The organism is Xanthobacter versatilis (assembly GCF_043193975.1).
Taxonomy (GTDB): Bacteria; Pseudomonadota; Alphaproteobacteria; order Rhizobiales; family Xanthobacteraceae; genus Xanthobacter; species Xanthobacter autotrophicus_E.
The window spans coordinates 191549-208915 of record NZ_JBAFVB010000005.1; the positions used below are offsets into that span (position 1 = coordinate 191549).

Genomic DNA, 17367 nt, shown 5'->3' on the forward strand with positions numbered 1-17367 from the left:
CGGCCCGTTTCGACACCGTGTTGCTGGATCGAGCCGGCGTGATAAGGGGCGAAGGCGCCGATGTCAATGCAGGCGGGCCGCCATCGCCTCACGCCCGGTGGTAAGGATGGCCCGCAAGGATGGTGACGGCGCGGTAGATCTGCTCCGCCAGCATCACCCGCACCAGTTGGTGGGGAAAGGTGGCGGTGCCGTAGGCGACCATGAGCGCCGCCTTGTCCCGCACCGCGTCGGCGAGCCCGTCCGCTCCACCGATGACGAAGGCAAGCGCCGGCAGGCCGCCGTCGCGCTGCGCCGCCATGCGCGTCGCGAAATCCTCGCTGGAGAGCTGGCGCCCGCGCGGGTCGAGCGCGATCAGCCCCGCGCCGGCGGGCAGTGCCGCAAGCAGCGCCGCGCCCTCCTCCGCCATGCGATCCTCGGCACGGCGGGCGGCGGATTCCGGAATTTCGATCATGTCGCAGGGGCCGAGGCCCAAGGGACGTCCGGCGGGACGGATGCGATCCACATAGCGCGTGACGAGGTCACGCTCGGCCCCGGCTTTCAGCCGGCCGACACAGGCGAGGACGAGGCGCACGCAGCTCTCAGCAAGCCGACCCGGAACGCATCAGGGGCGCGTCCCGGACCACATCTTCTCGATGTTGTAGAAGCTGCGGACCTCGGGCTGGAAGACGTGGACGATCACGTCGTTCGCGTCGATGAGCACCCAGTCGCAGGCCGGCTGGCCTTCCACCCGCACGTGCTTGATCCCAGCCGCCTTCAGCGCCTCGATGAGGTGCTCGGCGACAGCGCCCACATGCCGCTGCGAGCGGCCGGAGGCGATCACCATGTAGTCGGCGATGGAGGTCTTGCCACGCAGGTCGATGGAGACGATGTCCTCGGACTTGTCGTCTTCGAGCCGGGCAGTGACGAGGGCGAGAATCTCCTCGGCGTCGGGAAGCGCCCGGGAGACCGTGGCGGGCGGTGTCATCTCAGCGGCCGCCAGAAGTGCCGTCGTGGACAGGGGTCCAAATCCTCTTGATGGAGGCGACGGCACAAACCGTCGCACCCCCACACAATGGCGCTAAATCAACGAAAATTCAAGATGTTTGGCGGGCCGGCCCGTCGAGCCCCCTGCGCGCGGCCCGTATTCCCGTTGAAGACATGGGGGATTTCAGCCCGTGGAGGAACACCCAGGCGGGCGGTTTCAGGTCCGCCAGGAGGGGGGCGTCGGTCTCCTCGATGCGGTAGCGCCCCAGCGCCTGCGCCGCCACGGATGCGGTGGCGGCGAGGCTCTCGCCCATGCGGTCCACCACCGCCATGGGCATGAGATCGGCGATGGCGCGCCAGCGCTGCCAGCGGTCGAAGCGGGCGAGATTGTCCGCCCCCATGATCCACACGAAACGCACCGTGGGCAGGCGCCGGGCCAGATATTCCACGCTCTGGTAGCTGTAGCGCACGCCGAGATCCGCCTCGAAGCCAGTCACGTCGATGCGCGGATGGCGCGCCACCCGCCGGGCGATGGCGACGCGCTCCTCCAGCGGCGGCAGGGCGCGATTGTCCTTCAGGGGATTGCCCGGCGTCACCAGCCACCACACCCGGTCGAGCCGCAGCCGCCGCAAAGCGAGCAGGCTCGCCGCGCGATGGGCCTCGTGAGCCGGGTTGAAGCTGCCGCCGAACAGGCCCACGCGCAGGCCGTCGGTCACCCACGGCATGTGGCGCGCGGCGCGGGGGCTCACCGCGCCGCCGTCCCGCGCCCCCCCGCTGGCGGGTGGAAAGCTCACGGACGGGTCTGCCCCGAACCGTGGATGCGGTATTTGAACGAGGTGAGCTGTTCCGCGCCCACCGGGCCGCGGGCATGCATGCGTCCGGTCGCGATGCCGATCTCCCCGCCGAAGCCGAACTCCCCGCCGTCGGCAAACTGGGTGGAGGCATTGTGCAGCACGATGGCGGAATCCACCTCCGCCAGGAAGCGCTCCGCCGCCGCCTCATCCTCGGTGACGATGGAATCGGTGTGGTGGGAGCCGTGGGCCTCGATATGGGCGACGGCGCCGGCGAGCCCGTCCACCACCTTGGCGGCGATGATGGCGTCGAGATATTCCGTGTCCCAATCCAGCGCCGTGGCGGGCTTCACCCGCGTGTCCACCGCCTGCACGGCCTCGTCGCCGCGCACCTCGCAGCCGGCGTCGATGAGCATTTCCACCAGCGGCTTCAGGTGGGTGGCGGCCACCGCCTGGTCCACCAGCAGGGTCTCGGCGGCGCCGCAGACGCCGGTGCGGCGCATCTTGGCGTTCAGCACCACGGTCTTGGCCATGTCGAGGTCGGCGGCCTTGTCCACATACACGTGGTTGATGCCGTCCAGATGGGCGAACACCGGCACCCTCGCGTCGCTCTGCACCCGTGCCACCAGGCTCTTGCCGCCACGCGGCACGATGACATCCATATTATTGTCGAGCCCGGCCAGCATCAGCCCCACCGCCGCGCGATCGGCCACGGCGACGAACTGCACCGCATCCTCCGGCAGGCCGGCGGACTTGAGGCCGGAGACGAAGGCGCGATGGATGGCGCCGGACGAGGCGATGCTGTCGGAGCCGCCGCGCAGGATCACGGCGTTGCCGGCGCGCAGGCACAGAGCGGCGGCGTCCGCCGTCACATTGGGCCGGCTCTCATAGATGACGCCGATGACGCCCAGCGGCGTGCGCACGCGCTCGATTTTCAAGCCGTTGGGGCGGGTCCAGCTCTCGGTCACCTCGCCCACGGGATCGGAAAGGGCCGCCACCTGCTCCACGCCCTCGGCCATGGCCGCGATGCGGGCGGGGGTGAGGGTGAGGCGGTCGAGGAACGAGCCGGTCATGCCGTCCGCCTTCGCCTTGGCCACGTCGCCGGCATTGGCCGCGAGGATCTCGTCGGCAGCGGCGCGGATGGCGGCGGCGGCGGCATGGAGCGCCTGCGTCTTCGCCTCGGGCGGGGTGAGGGCGAGGGTACGGGAGGCGGCACGGGCGCGCCGGCCCATGTCGCTCATATAAGCGGCAAGATCCGCCCCGCCTTCCACCGGCGGCACGGACCGGCCCGCGACGGCGGAAACATCGGTACAGGCGGCGGAGGCGGTGGCCATGGCAGGGTCTCGCTGAGGGGTAAGACGATGATGCCTCACAAGATAGGCATCACCACCCTGATTAGCACGTCAGAGGCGAAATGCGACAGACCGGAGCAGGGTACCGGAGGGACCCACTCGCGGCATTGTCAGCAGCGGCGGGGGTGGAAGCGTGGCAGTGAAACGGGACACCGACTGCGGGTGAAACCGTTCGTCCCCAATGCGAGCTTCCATTGTGCGCTATCTCCCCCTTGTCCTGTTCGGCCTCCTCGTCGCGCCCCTGCCGGCCGGAGCGGCGGGCGCAAAGACCGCCGACGACCTGCCACAGGCTCGCACTGCGCGCGGCAACGGCACCATAGCCGAGGCCAGGCTCGTTCATCCCACCGACCGCTATCGACATTTCGTCCTCGGCGCAGAGGTTGAGGCCGGCGGCCTGCAGGTGCGCCTCAAGGACGGGCGGACGCTGCTGATCGACCTTCCCGCCGACCAGGTGTTCGAGGACCGTCGGCCCCGCATCGTTGATCTCGACGGCGACGGGCGCGACGAGGTGGTGCTGGTGCGGTCCTCGCTGAAAACCGGATCGGCCGTAGTCGTGGTGGCCGAACGCAAGGGGGAGCTTGCCGTCGTTGCCGAAGGCCCGTCGACGGGCGCCCCGCGCCGCTGGCTCAACCCCGCCGGCATTGCTGATTTCGACGGCGACGGCCATCCGGACATTGCCTACGTGCAGCAGCCCCACGCCGTGGGACGGCTCCGCATTGTCACGCTGCGCGATGGCGCCCTGGTCGAGATCGCCGCCACGGGAAACACCTCCAACCATGTGGCGGGGTCGGACCAGATGGGCCTTGCCGCCGTTGCCGATTTCGACGGCGACGGTGTGGCGGACCTTGCGGTGCCAAGCTTCGATCGAACCCGGCTGCGCTTTCTCTCCTTCAAGGGGGGCCTGCACGAGATTGGTACGAAGCCCTTGAACGGTCAGGCAGTGTCCGATTTCACCCTGGTGGCGACCGCAGGCCATCCGGCGGTCGAGGTGGGCCTCGCTGGCGGACGGCGGGAGCAGATCTCGCCCTGAGACGCTCTCCCCCTCACTCCACCCCGAGGGCCATGTCGTCCCGGTGCACCATCTCGGAGCGGCCGGGGACGCCCAGCAGCGCCTCGATCTCGTGGGTGGAGCGGCCCATGATGCGGGCGGCGTGGGTGGAGTCGTAGGCCACCAGCCCCCGGCCCACCTCGGCGCCGTCGGGGCCGCGCAGCACCACCGCGTCGCCGCGGTCGAACAGGCCTTCCACCCGTTTCACCCCGGCCGGCAGAAGGCTGGCGCCCCGGCGCAGCGCCGCCACGGCCCCGTCGTCCAGGTGCAGCGTGCCGCGCGGCTCCAGCGCCCCGGCGATCCAGCTCTTTCGGGCGCGCACCGGATTGGCGGAGGTGAGGAACCAGGTGCAGCGCCCGCCCTCCCGGATCCGCTTCAGCGGGTTCTTCGCATGGCCGGAGGCGATGACCATGTGGGTGCCGGCGGAGGTGGCGATCTTGCCGGCCTCGATCTTGGTGCGCATGCCGCCGCGCGACAGCTCGGAGCCGGCATCCCCGGCGATGGCCTCGATCTCCGCGCCGATGCGCGGCACCACCGGGATGAGGGTGGCGGAGGGGTCCTGCGCCGGCGGGGCGGTATAGAGCCCGTCGATGTCCGAGAGCAGCACCAGCAGGTCGGCGCTGGCCATGGTGGCGACCCGGGCGGCGAGGCGGTCGTTGTCGCCGTAGCGGATCTCGGTGGTGGCCACCGTGTCGTTCTCGTTGATGATGGGTACCGCCTTGAGGTCCATCAGCCGGCCGAGGGTGGAGCGGGCGTTGAGATAGCGCCGGCGCTCCTCGGTGTCGCCCAGGGTCAGCAGCACCTGGCCGGCGGTAATGCCGTAATGCCCGAGAATCTGCGCCCAGGTGCGCGACAGGGTGATCTGGCCCACGGCGGCGGCGGCCTGGCTGTCCTCCAGCTTCAGCGGCCCCTTGGGCAGGCCGAGCACGGTGCGCCCCAAAGCGATAGCGCCCGAAGACACCACCATCACCTCGCAGCCGCGGGCATGGAGCGTCGCGATGTCCTCCACCAGCGAGGTGAGCCAGGCGAGCTTCACCCGCCCGTGGTCGCGGTCCACCAGCAGGGCGGAGCCCACCTTGATGACGATGCGGCGGAAGTCGGTGAAGACGGGGGTCTTCGGAGCCGTCGGATCTGATGTCGAATCTGTCGATGTCATCGAAGTTCTGGACCCTTCAGCACGCCGGCGGACGGGCGGAATGCGCCGGTGCGTGAGAGGTCATCCCCCTTGAAGAGAAGCGGCGCGACATGCGCCCCGGCGACGGCATAGGCCATCGAGTCGCCGAAGTTCAAGCCCGCCGGGAGGTGCCGCGACCCCGTCAGGGCCGCCAGGCGTCCCGCGGTTCCTCCGCCTTCTCGGCGCCGCGCTCCTCTTCCACCACGGAAAGCAGCAGGCGCAACGCCTCCTGAACCCCTTGCCCCGACTGGGCCGAGAGCAAGAGCGGCGTCTTCTTGGCGGCGCGCTTCAGGCGCTCCTTCTGCTGCTTGAGCAGCTCGGGGGAGAGCGCATCCACCTTGGACAGGGCCACGATCTCCGGTTTCTCGTCGAGGCCGTTGCCATAGGCGGCAAGCTCGGCCCGCACCGTCTTGTAGGCCTTGCCGGCGTGCTCGGAGGTGCCGTCCACCAGATGCAGCAGCGCCCGGCAGCGCTCCACATGGCCGAGGAAGCGGTCGCCGATGCCCACCCCCTCGTGCGCGCCCTCGATGAGGCCGGGAATGTCTGCCAGCACGAACTCGCGCCCGTCCACCCGCACCACCCCGAGGCCGGGATGCAGCGTGGTGAAGGGATAGTCGGCGATCTTGGGCTTGGCCGCCGTGGTGGCCGCCAGGAAAGTGGACTTGCCGGCATTGGGCAGGCCCACGAGGCCGGCGTCGGCGATCAGCTTCAGGCGCAGCCAGATCCACCGCTCCTGGCCTTCCAGGCCGGGATTGGCGCGGCGCGGGGCCTGGTTGGTGGAGGTCTTGAACTGGGCGTTGCCGAAGCCGCCGTTGCCGCCTTCCAGGAGCTTGATGCGCTGGCCCACCTCGGTGAGGTCGGCAAGGACCGTCTCTTCCGTCTCATCGAGGATCTGGGTGCCCGCGGGCACCCTCAGCACAACGTCGGAGCCACGGGCGCCGGTGCGGTTGGCGCCCTTGCCGTGGTCGCCCTTCTTGGCCTTGAAATGCTGCTGGTAGCGATAGTCGATGAGCGTGTTGAGGCCATCTACGCACTCGATCCACACGTCGCCGCCGCGTCCGCCGTCGCCGCCATCGGGACCGCCGAACTCGATGAATTTCTCGCGCCGGAAGGAGACGCAACCCGCCCCCCCGTCGCCGGAGCGCACATAGACCTTGGCCTGATCGAGGAATTTCATGGCTTGGAGGTAGACGGGAGGAGCCGCAAACGCAAGGGCGGCCGCATCTTCACAGCTTCAGGATGCGCTCGGCATTGGCGTGGCACACCTTGGCGCGCACGGCGGGATCCAGCGGCGCCGCCTCGATGAAGGCGGCTGCCGCGGACGTGTCCTCATAGGGATAGTCGACCGAGAACATCACGGCGTCCTCGCCCAGGGCCGCGATGGCGGCGGCCAAAGCGGTCGGGTCGCAAACGCCGGACGTGGTGATGGCGAAGTGGCGCCGGATGATGGCCGACGGCAGTTGCTCCGGCGGCAGCGTCTCTCCCAGGGCGCACTGCCAGCGGCTGTCGAAGCGCCACAGCAGGGAGGGCAGTGTCTCCCCCATGTGGCCGAGAATGACCTTCAAAGTCGGGAACCGCGTGAAGGTGCCGCCGAAGACGAGCCGCAAGGCATGGCTTGCCGTTTCCGCAGTCCATGCCCAGACCGCCCCGCCCAGTTCCGGCCGGCCGGCGAACATGGCCGGCGCATCCGCCAGTTCTCCGGGATGGAGGTAGACCGGCACGTCGAGGTCGGCCACCCGCTCCCAGAACGGGAGAAACCTGTCGGCATCGAGATACTGGCCGTTGGTCTGCCCGTTGATGAGGGCGCCCTTGAAGCCGAGCTGGCGGACACACCGCTCCAGTTCGTCCGCCGCCACAGTGGGGTCCTGCATCGGCAGGTGGGCAAAGCCGGCATAGCGCCGGGGCTGGCGGCGCACCTCCTCGGCCAGCGCGTCATTGGCCTTGCGCGCAAGGCTGATGGCGGTGGCCGTGTCCTTCTCGGCCTGGACGCCGGGCGTGGTGACCGACAGCACGCACAGCGAAATGCCGGCCCGGTCCATGGTCTCCAGCCGCAGGCTGTCGAAATCCACCAGCCGCCGTTCGATGTCCGCGAACAGCGCATCGCTGCGGGTCGGCCGGGCGACGTTGCGGCTCGCGAGGTCAGGCGTGGTGAAATGTTCTTCAAGGGCGATCTTGCGAATGGGACCGGAGGCGGGCAAGCCCTCGGCGGGTTCCCTTGCAGAAGCAGCCACTCGCACCTCCCATTGGACATGAACCACCGCCACGCTATTGCACCTCAAGCCCGCGTTCCATGGAAATGCATGCCGCTCCTGAAAGCGCCTTCAGCGCGCATCGGAAGCGGTCGCACGCGCCTTTGACCTTTCCCGCCGGACGGACCAAAACACCGCCATGAGTGCGCGCACGGTCGATGTCCTCCTGCCCCTGGGCCTCGACACCCCCTATTCCTACCTCGTACCCGAGGGGATGACGCTCTCCCCCGGCGACCTCGTGCATGTGCCCCTGGGCGCGCGCGGGATGATCGGCTGCGTCTGGCCGCGTCCCGCCGGCGGCGGATCGAGCAAGCCGGTGGATGTGGCCAAGCTCAAGGCGGTGAAGGCGAAGCTGGACTATGTCCCCCTGCCGCCGGACCTGTTGAAGCTCGTCGACTGGATGGCCGACTACACCCTCGCCCCGCGCGGCATGGTGCTGCGTATGGCCCTGCGCCACGGCGAAAGCCCCGGCGCCGGCCGCGAGCGGGTGGGCGTGCGCGTCAGCGGCCCGGCCCCGGCGCGCATGACGGCGGCCCGCGCCCGGCTGCTCGACCTGCTCGCCGACGGCTTCGTGCGCGGCAAGTCGGAGGCGGCGCGGGAGGCCGGGGTCTCCCCCTCCGTGGTGGACGGATTGGTGGACGAGGGCGCTCTTGAAACCGTGGTACTGCCCCCCGAGCCCGCCGCCTATCCCCCCGACCCGACCTTCGCCACGCCCACCCTCTCCGAGCCGCAGGCGCAGGCGGCACACGCGCTCAGCGGCGCGGTGGACGCCAGGGGCTTCAGCGTCTTCCTGCTGGACGGCGTCACCGGCTCGGGCAAGACGGAGGTGTATTTCGAGGCGGTGGCGCAGGCGATCCGCGACGGCCGGCAGGCGCTGATCCTGCTGCCGGAAATCGCCCTCACCCAGGCCTTCCTCGACCGCTTCACCACCCGCTTCGGGGTGAAGCCGGCGGAATGGCATTCCGGCGTCTCCACAAGGCGGCGCGGGCGCATCCTCAACGAGGTGGCCTCAGGACAGGTGAAGGTGGTGGCCGGCGCCCGCTCGGCCCTGTTCCTGCCGTTCCGCGACCTCGGCCTCATCATCGTGGATGAGGAGCACGACCCGGCCTACAAGCAGGAGGACGGCGTCGCCTACCACGCCCGCGACATGGCGGTAGTGCGGGCGCGGCTGGCCTCCGCCCCCATCGTGCTTGCCTCGGCCACCCCCTCCATCGAGACCGAGGTGAACGCCCGGCGCGGGCGCTACCATCGCCTCGCTTTGCCGGTGCGCTTCGGCGGCGCCAAGGTGCCCGGCCTCCTGCCCATCGACCTGCGCAAGGAGGGCCCGCCCAAGGGCCGCTGGATCGCGCCACGCCTCGAAGCCGAGATCACCGATACGCTGGAGGCGGGCGGACAGGCGCTTTTGTTCCTCAACCGGCGAGGCTATGCGCCGCTCACCCTGTGCCATTCCTGCGGGCATCGCATGCGCTGCCCCTCCTGCACCGCGTGGCTGGTGGAGCATCGCTTCCGCCGCCGCCTTACCTGCCACCATTGCGGCTATCAGGCCCCGGTGCCGGAGGCCTGCCCCGCCTGCGGCGCCAAGGACAGCCTCATCCCCGTGGGGCCGGGGGTGGAACGGCTGCAGGAGGAGGTGCAGGCGCTGTTTCCCGCCGCCCGTTCCCTCGTCCTGTCCTCGGACCTCGCCGGCGGGGTGGAGCGCATGCGCGCCGAGCTGGACGCAGTGGCCAAGGGCGAGGTGGACGTGGTGGTGGGCACCCAGCTCGTGGCCAAGGGGCACAATTTCCCCGGCCTCGCACTGGTGGGCGTGGTGGACGCGGACGTGGGTCTCGGCCAGGGCGACCCGCGCGCGGCGGAACGCACCTTCCAGCTGGTGCACCAGGTGGCGGGGCGCGCCGGGCGCGGCAAGACGGAAGGGCGCGGCTTCATCCAGACCCACATGCCCGAGCATCCGGTGATGCGGGCATTGGTGACCGGCGACCGCGACGCCTTCTACGACACCGAGATCGCCGCCCGGGAGGAGGCCCAGCTGCCCCCCTTCGGCCGCATGGCGAGCCTCATCGTCTCCGCCAGCGAGGGCCATGTGGCAGAGGGCCATGCCCGAAGGCTCGCCGCGTCCGCGCCGATGGTCGCGGGGGTACGCATCCTTGGCCCGGCGGAAGCCCCGCTGGCGATCCTGCGCGGGCGCCATCGCTGGCGGCTGCTGGTGCGCGCGCCCCGCGCCTTCGACCTGTCGCGCTATCTGCGCGACTGGCGGGCCACGGCGCCGAAGGTGACGGGCAACATCCGCGTCGCCATCGACGTGGACCCGCAGAGCTTCTTTTGACCCCCTGCCCGGCCGCGCACCCATGAGACAGCGCCCCTCCTCCCGCCTTCTGGTCGTGAACGCGCAAGGTCGCCTGTTGCTGTTCCGGTTCGCGCACAGGACCGGCGCGCTGGCCGGCTCCATCTTCTGGGCGCCGCCGGGGGGCGGGCTCGATGTGGGCGAGAGCTTCGAAGAGGCCGCGTGCCGGGAACTGCTCGAGGAAACCGGCCTTCGCATCACGCACCCCGGCCCGCAGGTCGCCCGGCGCATCGTCACCTTCACCATGCCGGACGGGATCGCGGTGGAAGCCGACGAGCGCTATTTCCTCATCCGCGTTTCGACGCTGGAGGTGTCCTCGGCGCTCTGGACCCCCGAGGAACAGGCTGTGGTCACAGAGCACGCATGGTGGTCGCAGGCCGATCTCAACCGGGCCAGCGAGCAGGTGTGGCCGGAAGACATGGCCGGGATGCTGGTGGAGGCCGGCGTGTGGGCCGGCTTCCGCTGAGGCCTGCGCGCGAGTTACGCAGCCCACCAACGCAGCGCTTGCCCGGCGGCGGCCGTTGGGCACAATCCCCGCCATGCTCGCCCGTGCCGAATCAGTTGAATCGCCCCTTGCCACCGTCGTCCTCGCCGGCGCCGAGCTGGTGCTGGACCCCTCCGGCGCGCTGCTGTGGCCGGACGAGCGGCTGATGGTCGTGGCGGACCTGCATCTGGAAAAAGGCTCCGCCTTCGCCCGGCGCGGCCAGATGCTGCCGCCCTATGACAGCCTCGACACGTTGAAGCGACTTGCCGCCGCCATCGCCATGCACCAGCCGCGCATGGTGATCGCCCTCGGCGACAGCCTGCACGACCGCTGGGCGCTGGAACGCATGGCCGATCCCGTCCGCGAGGAGATCCGCCGCATCCAGGCCGGACGCACCTTCATCTGGATCGCCGGCAACCATGATCCCATGCCCACCGACATCGGCGGTGAGGGCACGGCGGCGCTGGCCCACGGTCCACTCCTGTTCCGCCACGAGCCGGCGGAAGGGCCCGCCCCGGGGGAAGTGTGCGGCCACCTGCACCCCGCCGCCCGCATCGCGCTGCGCGGGCGGGGCGTGCGGCGGCGCTGCTTCGTCACCGATGGCAGCCGCATGGTGCTGCCGGCCTTCGGCGCCTATGCCGGCGGCCTGAGCGTGCGCGATCCCGCCATCGCCGGCCTGTTCCCGCCGCGCGGCTTCACCGCCCATCTGCTGGGCGCCGGCCGCACCTATGAGATGCCCGCCTCGGCCTGCATCGGGGATTGAAGCTCAGGCCCGCTGAGGCTCAGATCTTGCGCCGGCGGATGCGCACATAGAGCGCGCCTTCCCCGCCATGGCGGCGGCCGGCGGCTTCGAAACCCACCACGATCATCCGCAGCTCCGGCTCGGCGAGCCACAGCGGCACCGCGCGCTTGAGCACGCCCCGCCCCTCGCCGAAGGCGGGGCCGGTGCTCATGAGGCGGTCGGGGTCGCCCTTGCCGGTGATGACCAGCACCAGCGAATGGCCCAGCGCCTGTGCCTCGATCAGGAACAGCCGCAGCCGGCGATGGGCGGCGGCCTGGGTGAGGCCATGCAGGTCGAGGCGCGCATCCACCTCGGCGCCACGGGTAAGCCGACGGCGGGTCTTGGGCTCCAGCGACGCGAGGGGCGGCGCGGGTGGGGGAGGCGGCGGCGTCTTGGGCAGAAGGGCCTTCGCCGCCTTGGCCGGAGACGGAGCGACGGGCGGTTCCACCGTCGCGGGCGCGGCTTCCGGCACCAGCGGCGCCACATCCTGCGGCACGGCGGGCAGCTTCAGCGGCGTCACCGAGCGCATCACATGATCCCAGAGCGCGCGCTCTTCCGCCGAAAGCTGGCGCCGCCCTCCGCGCCGGCTCATCGGGGGTGCCCCGGCGTCCCGGCGGGCGCGAAGCGCGGTACCAGCAAGGTGAAGCTGCCGGAATGGCGGATACGACCGGCCACCGCGCCGGCCTCAAGCCCGGTGCCGAAATAAAGATCCGCCCGTGCCGGCCCGACGATGGCTGAGCCGGTATCCTGCGCGATCATGAGGCGACGGAAGGGCTCGCTGCTACCGGGCGCGGAAAGCGGCAGGTCCGCCGCCACGAACACCGGCGTGCCATAGGTGTGCAGCCTGCGGTCCACGGCGATGGAGCGGCCTGCGGTCAGCGGCACGCCCTCAGCGCCCATGGCACCGGCCTCCCCGCCAAGATCGAGGGCCTTGAAGAACACATAGGACCGGTTCTCGCGCCGAAGCGCCCGGCCAGCCTCCGGATCCACCTCCATGAAGGCGCGGATGCGGTCCATGGACATCTCCTCCCGCGGCACCAGGCCCCGCGCGATGAGGAGCCGGCCCACAGGCAGGTAGGGATGGCCGTTATAGCCGTCGTAATTCAGCCGGAGCACCCGCCCGTCCGGCAGCCGGACCCGGGCCGAGCCTTGGATCTGCATGAAGAACAGGTCGATGGGGTCCTTCAGCCAGGCGACTTCCAGCCCCCGGCCGGCGAGCGCTCCATCCTCGATGGCGGCGCGGTCGAAATAGGGCACAAGGGCATCGCCCTCCCGCCGCAGGGCGCCGCCCGAATTGGGAGTGGGGCCGCCGCCGCTCATCAGCAGGTCGGCCGGACGGCCATAGACCGGCACGTCGAATCCATTGCCGGGGGCCAGCGCGCCTGCCACCTCCGGCTCGTAATAGCCGGTGAAGAAGGCTTCGCCGCCTGGGTCCGGCACCACGCGATAGGGGCGGAAATTGGCCTCGAAGAACAGCCGCGCCACCTCCCGCGACGGGGTGGTGGCGCCCAGCCGCGCGGCGGCCGCGCAAGCATGGGTCAGGCCGGCGGCCAGCGCCGGAGCGGAGGCGGGTCCCACCTCGGCTGGCGAGGCGCGACGGGCGGCGCAGCTGTTCAAAAAGGTCTGGAAGGCGGCGGCATGGTCGTCCGCCGCCCAGCCGTCGAGAGCGCCGAAGGCTACCGGCACCAGCTTCGAGCCGGCGATATCGGGCGGGGCAACCACACTCAGCATGGCAGCGTGGGCCGGCGCAGCGGCGACGGCCACAAGGGAGAGGAGCATTGCCACCACCCGGTGCACGCGGCGCTTCGTGCTTCCGGCCGCGCCCGTCGCGGGGCGACGGTCAGGGTCATGACCCGTTCCAAGCCCCCTTACTCCGCCAAGGTCCGGGGCCGCATCCCGGCCACCGTCTGCACCAAAAGGGCTTGCCGCGTGCCTCACCGGAGCCTCACTGGGCGGCTTCGGTGGCCACCAGCTTCCAGTTGGGATCGCGCGTGCCGAGGTCACGGGCGAAGGTCCACACATCGGTCACGTCGGCGACCGTGTCGGGGCTGCCGTCCACCACAGCACCATCCGGGCCGCGGGTGACCGAGATCAGCTTGGAGACGAAGCGCACCGTGAGCTGGGCGCTGCGGTCACGCACGGTCACGTCCTGAAGCTCGGCCTGTTCAACGGCGACGAAACGCGATTCCATGGTCTCGCGCCGGCTCTCGCGGTCGGCGATGGCGGCGACGAAGCCGTCATAGACATCCTTGGCCAGCAGGTCCTTCAGCGCGCGGCGGTCGCCGGCGGCGAAGGCGGTCACGATCATTTCATAAGCCGCGCGGGCGCCGGTGAGGAAGTGCCTGGCATCGAAGTCGGGCTCGATACGGGCGATCTCGTCGAGGGCCGCTGCGGTAGCGGACCCCTCCTGCGCCACGCCTTCCCAGCGATAGGCCGGCGGCGCTTCATCCACCGGGGAGGCGGCGGGCGGGCTCACCGGGCGCTCGGGCAGGGGCACCACCTTGTCGGAGGCCGGCTGCGGCGGGCGGGCGGTATCGCGGGAATAGGGGTCGTAAGGCGGCCGCTCGCGTCCGGTCCTTTGCCCGAGGACACTGCGCAGGCGCACGAAGATGAAGACCGCGAGGGCCAGGAAGATGATCGTGTAAATGTCGAGCACTGCGCTTCGCCATGCCTTTCGGGCGCCGCGGCAAAGCCGCATCGCCGTGTTGCCCCGTACCGGCATCCTCCCGCCGACCGCGCCGCGGGCCGAAACCGATCTCAGCTTATGTACGTCGAAGCTGCGGTCCCGCCAGCCCCCATCTGCATGAGACGCACAGTTTGGCCGGACACACAATTTCAGTGTGAGCTTACGGCACGTGACCGCCCGGCGCCACCTCACCCGCCGCCGCAGGCAGCGGGGACGCCGGCGAGCGCTCTGCGCCACCAATAAAAACGATTGAGGCCAGAGCAGGAAACCGGACCGGCGGAGCCGTGATCCCGCATCGAACCCCTCATCTGCGCGCGACGGATCTCGGGGTCGTGACCCGGCTTGTGCCGATCCTGCCGCTATGGTCGGCCCGCGGCCGCCGCGCGACGGCCTGAGGAGAACGGGCAAGCCGGAACCACCGCAAAGGTGGGGCGGCAGCCGGCGCTTGCGTCCGGCCGGCGCTTGGCGCAGTAGAGCACGCATTCGCCCGGCTCCGACAGGCCGGGCGGTTCAGGCTTAAGTTACAAGGCGCTGAGCGCGCCTGGCCCCGATTGCCACCGCATCGGCGCCGGCGTGCGGCACCCCATCCATCGGAATCTCCCATGGCTCCCACCGTATTGCTTGCGGACATCGGCGGAACCACCACGCGCATCGCCCGCGCCGGCGTGGACGGCATACCGTTCGACATCCGTCTCGAGGCCAATGATTCCTACGGGTCCATCGAGGACCTGCTGAAGACCTATCTCGACTCGCTGGGCGGCGAACCGCCCCGCTGCGCGGCGCTGGCCGTGGCGGGTCCCATCGACGGCGACGGCGTGCGGCTGACCAACCGGAACTGGCGCTTCTCCACGCAGGCGCTGGCCCAGGAGCTGTCGTTCGCGCGCCTCACCGTGCTCAACGATTTCGAGGCCCTCGCCCACGGCCTGCCGCTGCTGACCCGCGACGACCTGATGGAAGTGGGCACCGGCCGCCGCGTCCCCGGCGCGCCCATGCTGCTGTCGGGCCCCGGAACCGGGCTCGGCACCGCGCTGATCCTGCCGCGGGAAGACGGCTACGAGGTGCTTGCGAGCGAAGCCGGCCACATGCGCCTCGGCGCCGTGACCACGGACGAGGCCCGCATCGTCGCCCACCTAGTGCGCGACCTGGGGCCGGTGGCGGTGGAGCACGTCCTGTCCGGGCCGGGGCTGGTGCGGCTGCATCGCATCCTCTCCGGCGAGCAATTGTCCTCCCACGCCATCATCAAGGCGGCGCTGGACGGCCAGCGGCAGGAAAAGGAGAGCTGCCACATCTTCCTGCGCCTGCTCGGCCGGGTGCTGGGGGACCTTGCCCTCGCCTTCGATGCCAAGGGTGGCGTCTATGTGGGCGGCGGCATCGGCCGGGCCATGGCGCCTTTGTTCGCCGAAAGCCCGTTCCGGACGGCGTTCGAGGAGCATCCGCCCTATCTCGACCGCCTCTCGCTCATCCCCATCCATGTGGTGACGCACGCCACCCCCGGCCTGATCGGCATCGGCGAGATCGGCCGGCGGCTGCTGGTGGACGACTAGAGCACGCGTAGGGCAGGCACCCGTCAGGCGGCAGCCGCGCAGGCCGCTTCACGGTCGCAGAAGCCCGCCACCAAAGCGGCAAGGTCGCGGGTGGCGGCGCAGGCGGGGTCGGCAACCCGCAAAGCCAGTTCCGTAGGCGGGATCTGCGGCCACAGCTCGGCTGCCGACAGCACCCGCAGGCTCGGCTCGCGACGATAGAGCGACAAGGTGCTCAGCACCGCCACGCCGAGCCCTCCGGCGAGCGCCGCGTCGATGCCGATGAGGCTCGGGCATTCATAGGCGATGCGCCACGCCCGGCCGGCCTTTTCCAGCGCATGCACCGCCCTGTTGCGATAGAGGCAGCCCTGCCGGAAGGCCACCAGCGGGACGGTGTCCGGATCCACCACCACGTCGTGCCCCGTGACCCAGACAAGGCGCTCCGGCCACACCGCGAGGGCTGGCCCGCTCGACGGCTCCCGCTTCACCAGCGCGATGTCGAGATCGCCGCGGGCAAAGGCGGCGGCAATGTCGCAGCTGAGCCCGCATTCCACCGCGAGGCGCACGCCGGGGCGGGCGCGGGCGAAATCGGCGATCACCTGGGTCAGCGCCGCCAGCGCGAAATCGTCCGGAATGCCGAGCCGCACCACCAGCGCCGGCGCAGCACCCGAGAGGGCCGCTTTCGCCTCGGCCCCCAAGGCGAGAATCCGCCGGGCATAGCCCAGAAGCCGCTCGCCCTCGGCCGTGGGGGTCACGCCGCGCGCATCCCGCACCAGCAGTTGGTGGCCGAGCTGGTCCTCCAGGCGGCGGATCTGCTGGCTGACCGTGGACTGGGTGCGATGGACGCGCTCGCCGGCGCGGGTGAAGCCGCCGGCATCCACCACGCTGACGAAGGCCTTCAGCAGATCCATGTCGAGCATCGTTCACCCATTCGATTAGTCACTAGCTAACATCACGACATTCAATTTTTCAATCCTCGCATTTCGTGGTCTCTGGCGCAGGCGGGTCCCCGACACGGTGCCCTCGGCGGTGCGAAGGAGATCCCCGTGAGTTTGCCCATCCGCGCCATCGCAGCGCCTCACGCCCCAGCCGGCCGGCCCAGCGCCCTGCCGGTGCTGATCATCCTGTTCTGCCTGATCTGGAGCTCGGCCTTTGCCGTGGCCAAGATCGCGCTGGCGGACTGCCCGCCCTTGCTGCTGCTGGCGTTCCGCTTCCTCGTCGCCGGCAGCATCGTGCTGGCGGGCTGTGCGCTCCTGCTGCCGCGGGCGGAATTCTCGCGGCTCACCCGCCGCGACCTCATTGCTTTGGCGCTGATGGGGATCCTCAACAACACCTGCTATCTCGGCCTCAGCTATGTGGGCATGACCCATGTATCATCGGGGCTGACGGCGGTGCTCATCTCCGCCAATCCGCTGCTCACGGCGCTCGCGGCGGCGCCTTTGCTGGGAGAGCGGCTGACCGGCCGCAAGCTCGGCGGCCTGGTGCTGGGCATGGCGGGGGTAGCGCTGGTGGTGCGCTCGCGCATCGTCTCCGGGCACGAGGACCCGGTGGGGGTGGCCTACGTGGCCGGCGCGCTGGTGACGCTGGCGGCAGCGACGCTGCTGTTCAAGCGGGTGCGCACCTCCGCCTCCCTGTGGGTGGGCAGCGGCATCCAGTCCCTTGCCGGCGGGCTCGCCCTGCTGCCGATTGCGCTGTGGCGGGAGGACCTTGCCGACGTACGCCTCACCGTGCCGCTCGCCCTGTCCTTCGCCTACCTGACGCTTGCCGGCTCTGTGGGGGCGTTCAGCCTGTGGTTCTTCATCCTCGGCCGCACCAGCGCCACCCGCGCCAGCGCCCTGCACTTCCTGATGCCGCCGCTCGGCCTCATGTTCGGCTGGCTGCTGCTGGGGGAAAAAGTGCCGCCCTTCGACCTCATCGGCATTGTGCCCATCGCGCTGGGCATCCGCCTCGTCACCACGACGCCCGGGAAGAGCTGAGG

General features: G+C 70.4%; 17 protein-coding genes. 6 read left to right on the forward strand and 11 right to left on the reverse strand.

Annotation, left to right across the window (positions count from 1 at the left end; all coding sequences use genetic code 11):
- Positions 1–88: 88 nt before the first annotated feature.
- From rlmH to V5F66_RS12250, 4 genes are all read right to left on the reverse strand, one after another.
- Entirely contained in the window at positions 89–571 is a 483-nt protein-coding gene (gene rlmH / locus V5F66_RS12235; protein ID WP_393999353.1) for a 23S rRNA (pseudouridine(1915)-N(3))-methyltransferase RlmH, read from the reverse strand.
- Between the two features lie 30 nt (positions 572–601).
- On the reverse strand, positions 602–964 hold the full coding sequence (rsfS, locus tag V5F66_RS12240) for a ribosome silencing factor (RefSeq protein ID WP_041575393.1): 363 nt from the start codon (positions 962–964) through the stop codon (positions 602–604).
- 109 nt (positions 965–1073) lie between these two features.
- Positions 1074–1757, reverse strand: a complete 684-nt coding sequence (locus V5F66_RS12245; RefSeq protein ID WP_394093957.1) for a nicotinate-nucleotide adenylyltransferase — start codon at positions 1755–1757, stop codon at positions 1074–1076.
- Positions 1754–2995: a glutamate-5-semialdehyde dehydrogenase gene (locus tag V5F66_RS12250; RefSeq protein WP_394094005.1), complete on the reverse strand. Its 1242-nt coding sequence runs from the start codon at positions 2993–2995 to the stop codon at positions 1754–1756. Before V5F66_RS12250 ends, V5F66_RS12245 begins: the two co-directional genes overlap by 4 nt.
- A gap of 307 nt (positions 2996–3302) precedes the next feature.
- Between V5F66_RS12250 and V5F66_RS12255 the strand changes: the two genes are divergently transcribed.
- Positions 3303–4136, forward strand: coding sequence for an FG-GAP repeat domain-containing protein (locus V5F66_RS12255; protein ID WP_198139240.1), 834 nt, complete (start codon positions 3303–3305; stop codon positions 4134–4136).
- Positions 4137–4149: 13 nt separating this feature from the next.
- Here the strand turns inward: V5F66_RS12255 and proB are convergent, their stop codons facing one another.
- The 3 genes from proB to V5F66_RS12270 all read right to left on the reverse strand — a co-directional run bounded on the left by proB (position 4150) and on the right by V5F66_RS12270 (position 7559).
- Complete coding sequence (proB, locus tag V5F66_RS12260; RefSeq protein WP_012114080.1) at positions 4150–5310, reverse strand: glutamate 5-kinase; 1161 nt, start codon at positions 5308–5310, stop codon at positions 4150–4152.
- Between the two features lie 160 nt (positions 5311–5470).
- The gene (gene obgE / locus V5F66_RS12265; RefSeq protein WP_012114079.1) at positions 5471–6505 is read right to left on the reverse strand and encodes a GTPase ObgE; all 1035 of its coding nucleotides are present in this window, start codon (positions 6503–6505) and stop codon (positions 5471–5473) included.
- Between the two features lie 49 nt (positions 6506–6554).
- The gene (locus V5F66_RS12270; protein WP_394093958.1) at positions 6555–7559 is read right to left on the reverse strand and encodes an amidohydrolase family protein; all 1005 of its coding nucleotides are present in this window, start codon (positions 7557–7559) and stop codon (positions 6555–6557) included.
- A 157-nt stretch (positions 7560–7716) separates the two neighbouring features.
- On the opposite strand from V5F66_RS12270, the gene V5F66_RS12275 reads away from it, so the two are divergent.
- The 3 genes from V5F66_RS12275 (at position 7717) to pdeM (ending at position 11165) form a co-directional block, all read left to right on the forward strand.
- Positions 7717–9900 (forward strand): primosomal protein N', encoded by a 2184-nt coding sequence (locus V5F66_RS12275; RefSeq protein WP_394093959.1) that lies wholly within the window; start codon positions 7717–7719, stop codon positions 9898–9900.
- Between the two features lie 22 nt (positions 9901–9922).
- On the forward strand, positions 9923–10384 hold the full coding sequence (locus V5F66_RS12280; protein ID WP_394052194.1) for an NUDIX hydrolase: 462 nt from the start codon (positions 9923–9925) through the stop codon (positions 10382–10384).
- A gap of 73 nt (positions 10385–10457) precedes the next feature.
- Positions 10458–11165: a ligase-associated DNA damage response endonuclease PdeM gene (pdeM, locus tag V5F66_RS12285; protein WP_393999346.1), complete on the forward strand. Its 708-nt coding sequence runs from the start codon at positions 10458–10460 to the stop codon at positions 11163–11165.
- Positions 11166–11184: 19 nt separating this feature from the next.
- Here the strand turns inward: pdeM and V5F66_RS12290 are convergent, their stop codons facing one another.
- From V5F66_RS12290 to V5F66_RS12300, 3 genes are all read right to left on the reverse strand, one after another.
- On the reverse strand, positions 11185–11775 hold the full coding sequence (locus V5F66_RS12290; protein WP_394052192.1) for a Smr/MutS family protein: 591 nt from the start codon (positions 11773–11775) through the stop codon (positions 11185–11187).
- Positions 11772–12962, reverse strand: a complete 1191-nt coding sequence (mltA, locus tag V5F66_RS12295; RefSeq protein WP_394052190.1) for a murein transglycosylase A — start codon at positions 12960–12962, stop codon at positions 11772–11774. Before mltA ends, V5F66_RS12290 begins: the two co-directional genes overlap by 4 nt.
- 166 nt (positions 12963–13128) lie before the next feature.
- Positions 13129–13839 carry a Tim44/TimA family putative adaptor protein gene (locus V5F66_RS12300; protein WP_393999343.1) on the reverse strand — a complete coding sequence of 237 codons (711 nt, stop codon included), beginning with the start codon at positions 13837–13839 and terminating at the stop codon, positions 13129–13131.
- A gap of 632 nt (positions 13840–14471) precedes the next feature.
- Here V5F66_RS12300 and V5F66_RS12305 point away from each other — a divergent pair.
- Positions 14472–15413 (forward strand): glucokinase, encoded by a 942-nt coding sequence (locus V5F66_RS12305; RefSeq protein WP_012114071.1) that lies wholly within the window; start codon positions 14472–14474, stop codon positions 15411–15413.
- Between the two features lie 23 nt (positions 15414–15436).
- Here the strand turns inward: V5F66_RS12305 and V5F66_RS12310 are convergent, their stop codons facing one another.
- Positions 15437–16309 carry a LysR family transcriptional regulator gene (locus V5F66_RS12310; protein WP_394052188.1) on the reverse strand — a complete coding sequence of 291 codons (873 nt, stop codon included), beginning with the start codon at positions 16307–16309 and terminating at the stop codon, positions 15437–15439.
- Between the two features lie 126 nt (positions 16310–16435).
- On the opposite strand from V5F66_RS12310, the gene V5F66_RS12315 reads away from it, so the two are divergent.
- Entirely contained in the window at positions 16436–17365 is a 930-nt protein-coding gene (locus V5F66_RS12315; protein WP_394052186.1) for a DMT family transporter, read from the forward strand.
- The last annotated feature ends 2 nt before the right edge of the window (positions 17366–17367 follow it).

Bases quoted from the DNA above. Each gene is read 5' to 3' on its own strand.
- proB (WP_012114080.1), bottom strand. From the start codon at position 5,310: ATGACATCGACAGATTCGACATCAGATCCGACGGCTCCGAAGACCCCC.
- obgE (WP_012114079.1), bottom strand. From the start codon at position 6,505: ATGAAATTCCTCGATCAGGCCAAGGTCTATGTGCGCTCCGGCGACGGG.
- V5F66_RS12250 (WP_394094005.1), bottom strand. From the start codon at position 2,995: ATGAGCGACATGGGCCGGCGCGCCCGTGCCGCCTCCCGTACCCTCGCC.
- V5F66_RS12280 (WP_394052194.1), top strand. From the start codon at position 9,923: ATGAGACAGCGCCCCTCCTCCCGCCTTCTGGTCGTGAACGCGCAAGGT.
- V5F66_RS12275 (WP_394093959.1), top strand. From the start codon at position 7,717: ATGAGTGCGCGCACGGTCGATGTCCTCCTGCCCCTGGGCCTCGACACC.
- rsfS (WP_041575393.1), bottom strand. From the start codon at position 964: ATGACACCGCCCGCCACGGTCTCCCGGGCGCTTCCCGACGCCGAGGAG.
- mltA (WP_394052190.1), bottom strand. From the start codon at position 12,962: ATGCTCCTCTCCCTTGTGGCCGTCGCCGCTGCGCCGGCCCACGCTGCC.
- V5F66_RS12305 (WP_012114071.1), top strand. From the start codon at position 14,472: ATGGCTCCCACCGTATTGCTTGCGGACATCGGCGGAACCACCACGCGC.
- V5F66_RS12310 (WP_394052188.1), bottom strand. From the start codon at position 16,309: ATGCTCGACATGGATCTGCTGAAGGCCTTCGTCAGCGTGGTGGATGCC.
- V5F66_RS12290 (WP_394052192.1), bottom strand. From the start codon at position 11,775: ATGAGCCGGCGCGGAGGGCGGCGCCAGCTTTCGGCGGAAGAGCGCGCG.
- pdeM (WP_393999346.1), top strand. From the start codon at position 10,458: ATGCTCGCCCGTGCCGAATCAGTTGAATCGCCCCTTGCCACCGTCGTC.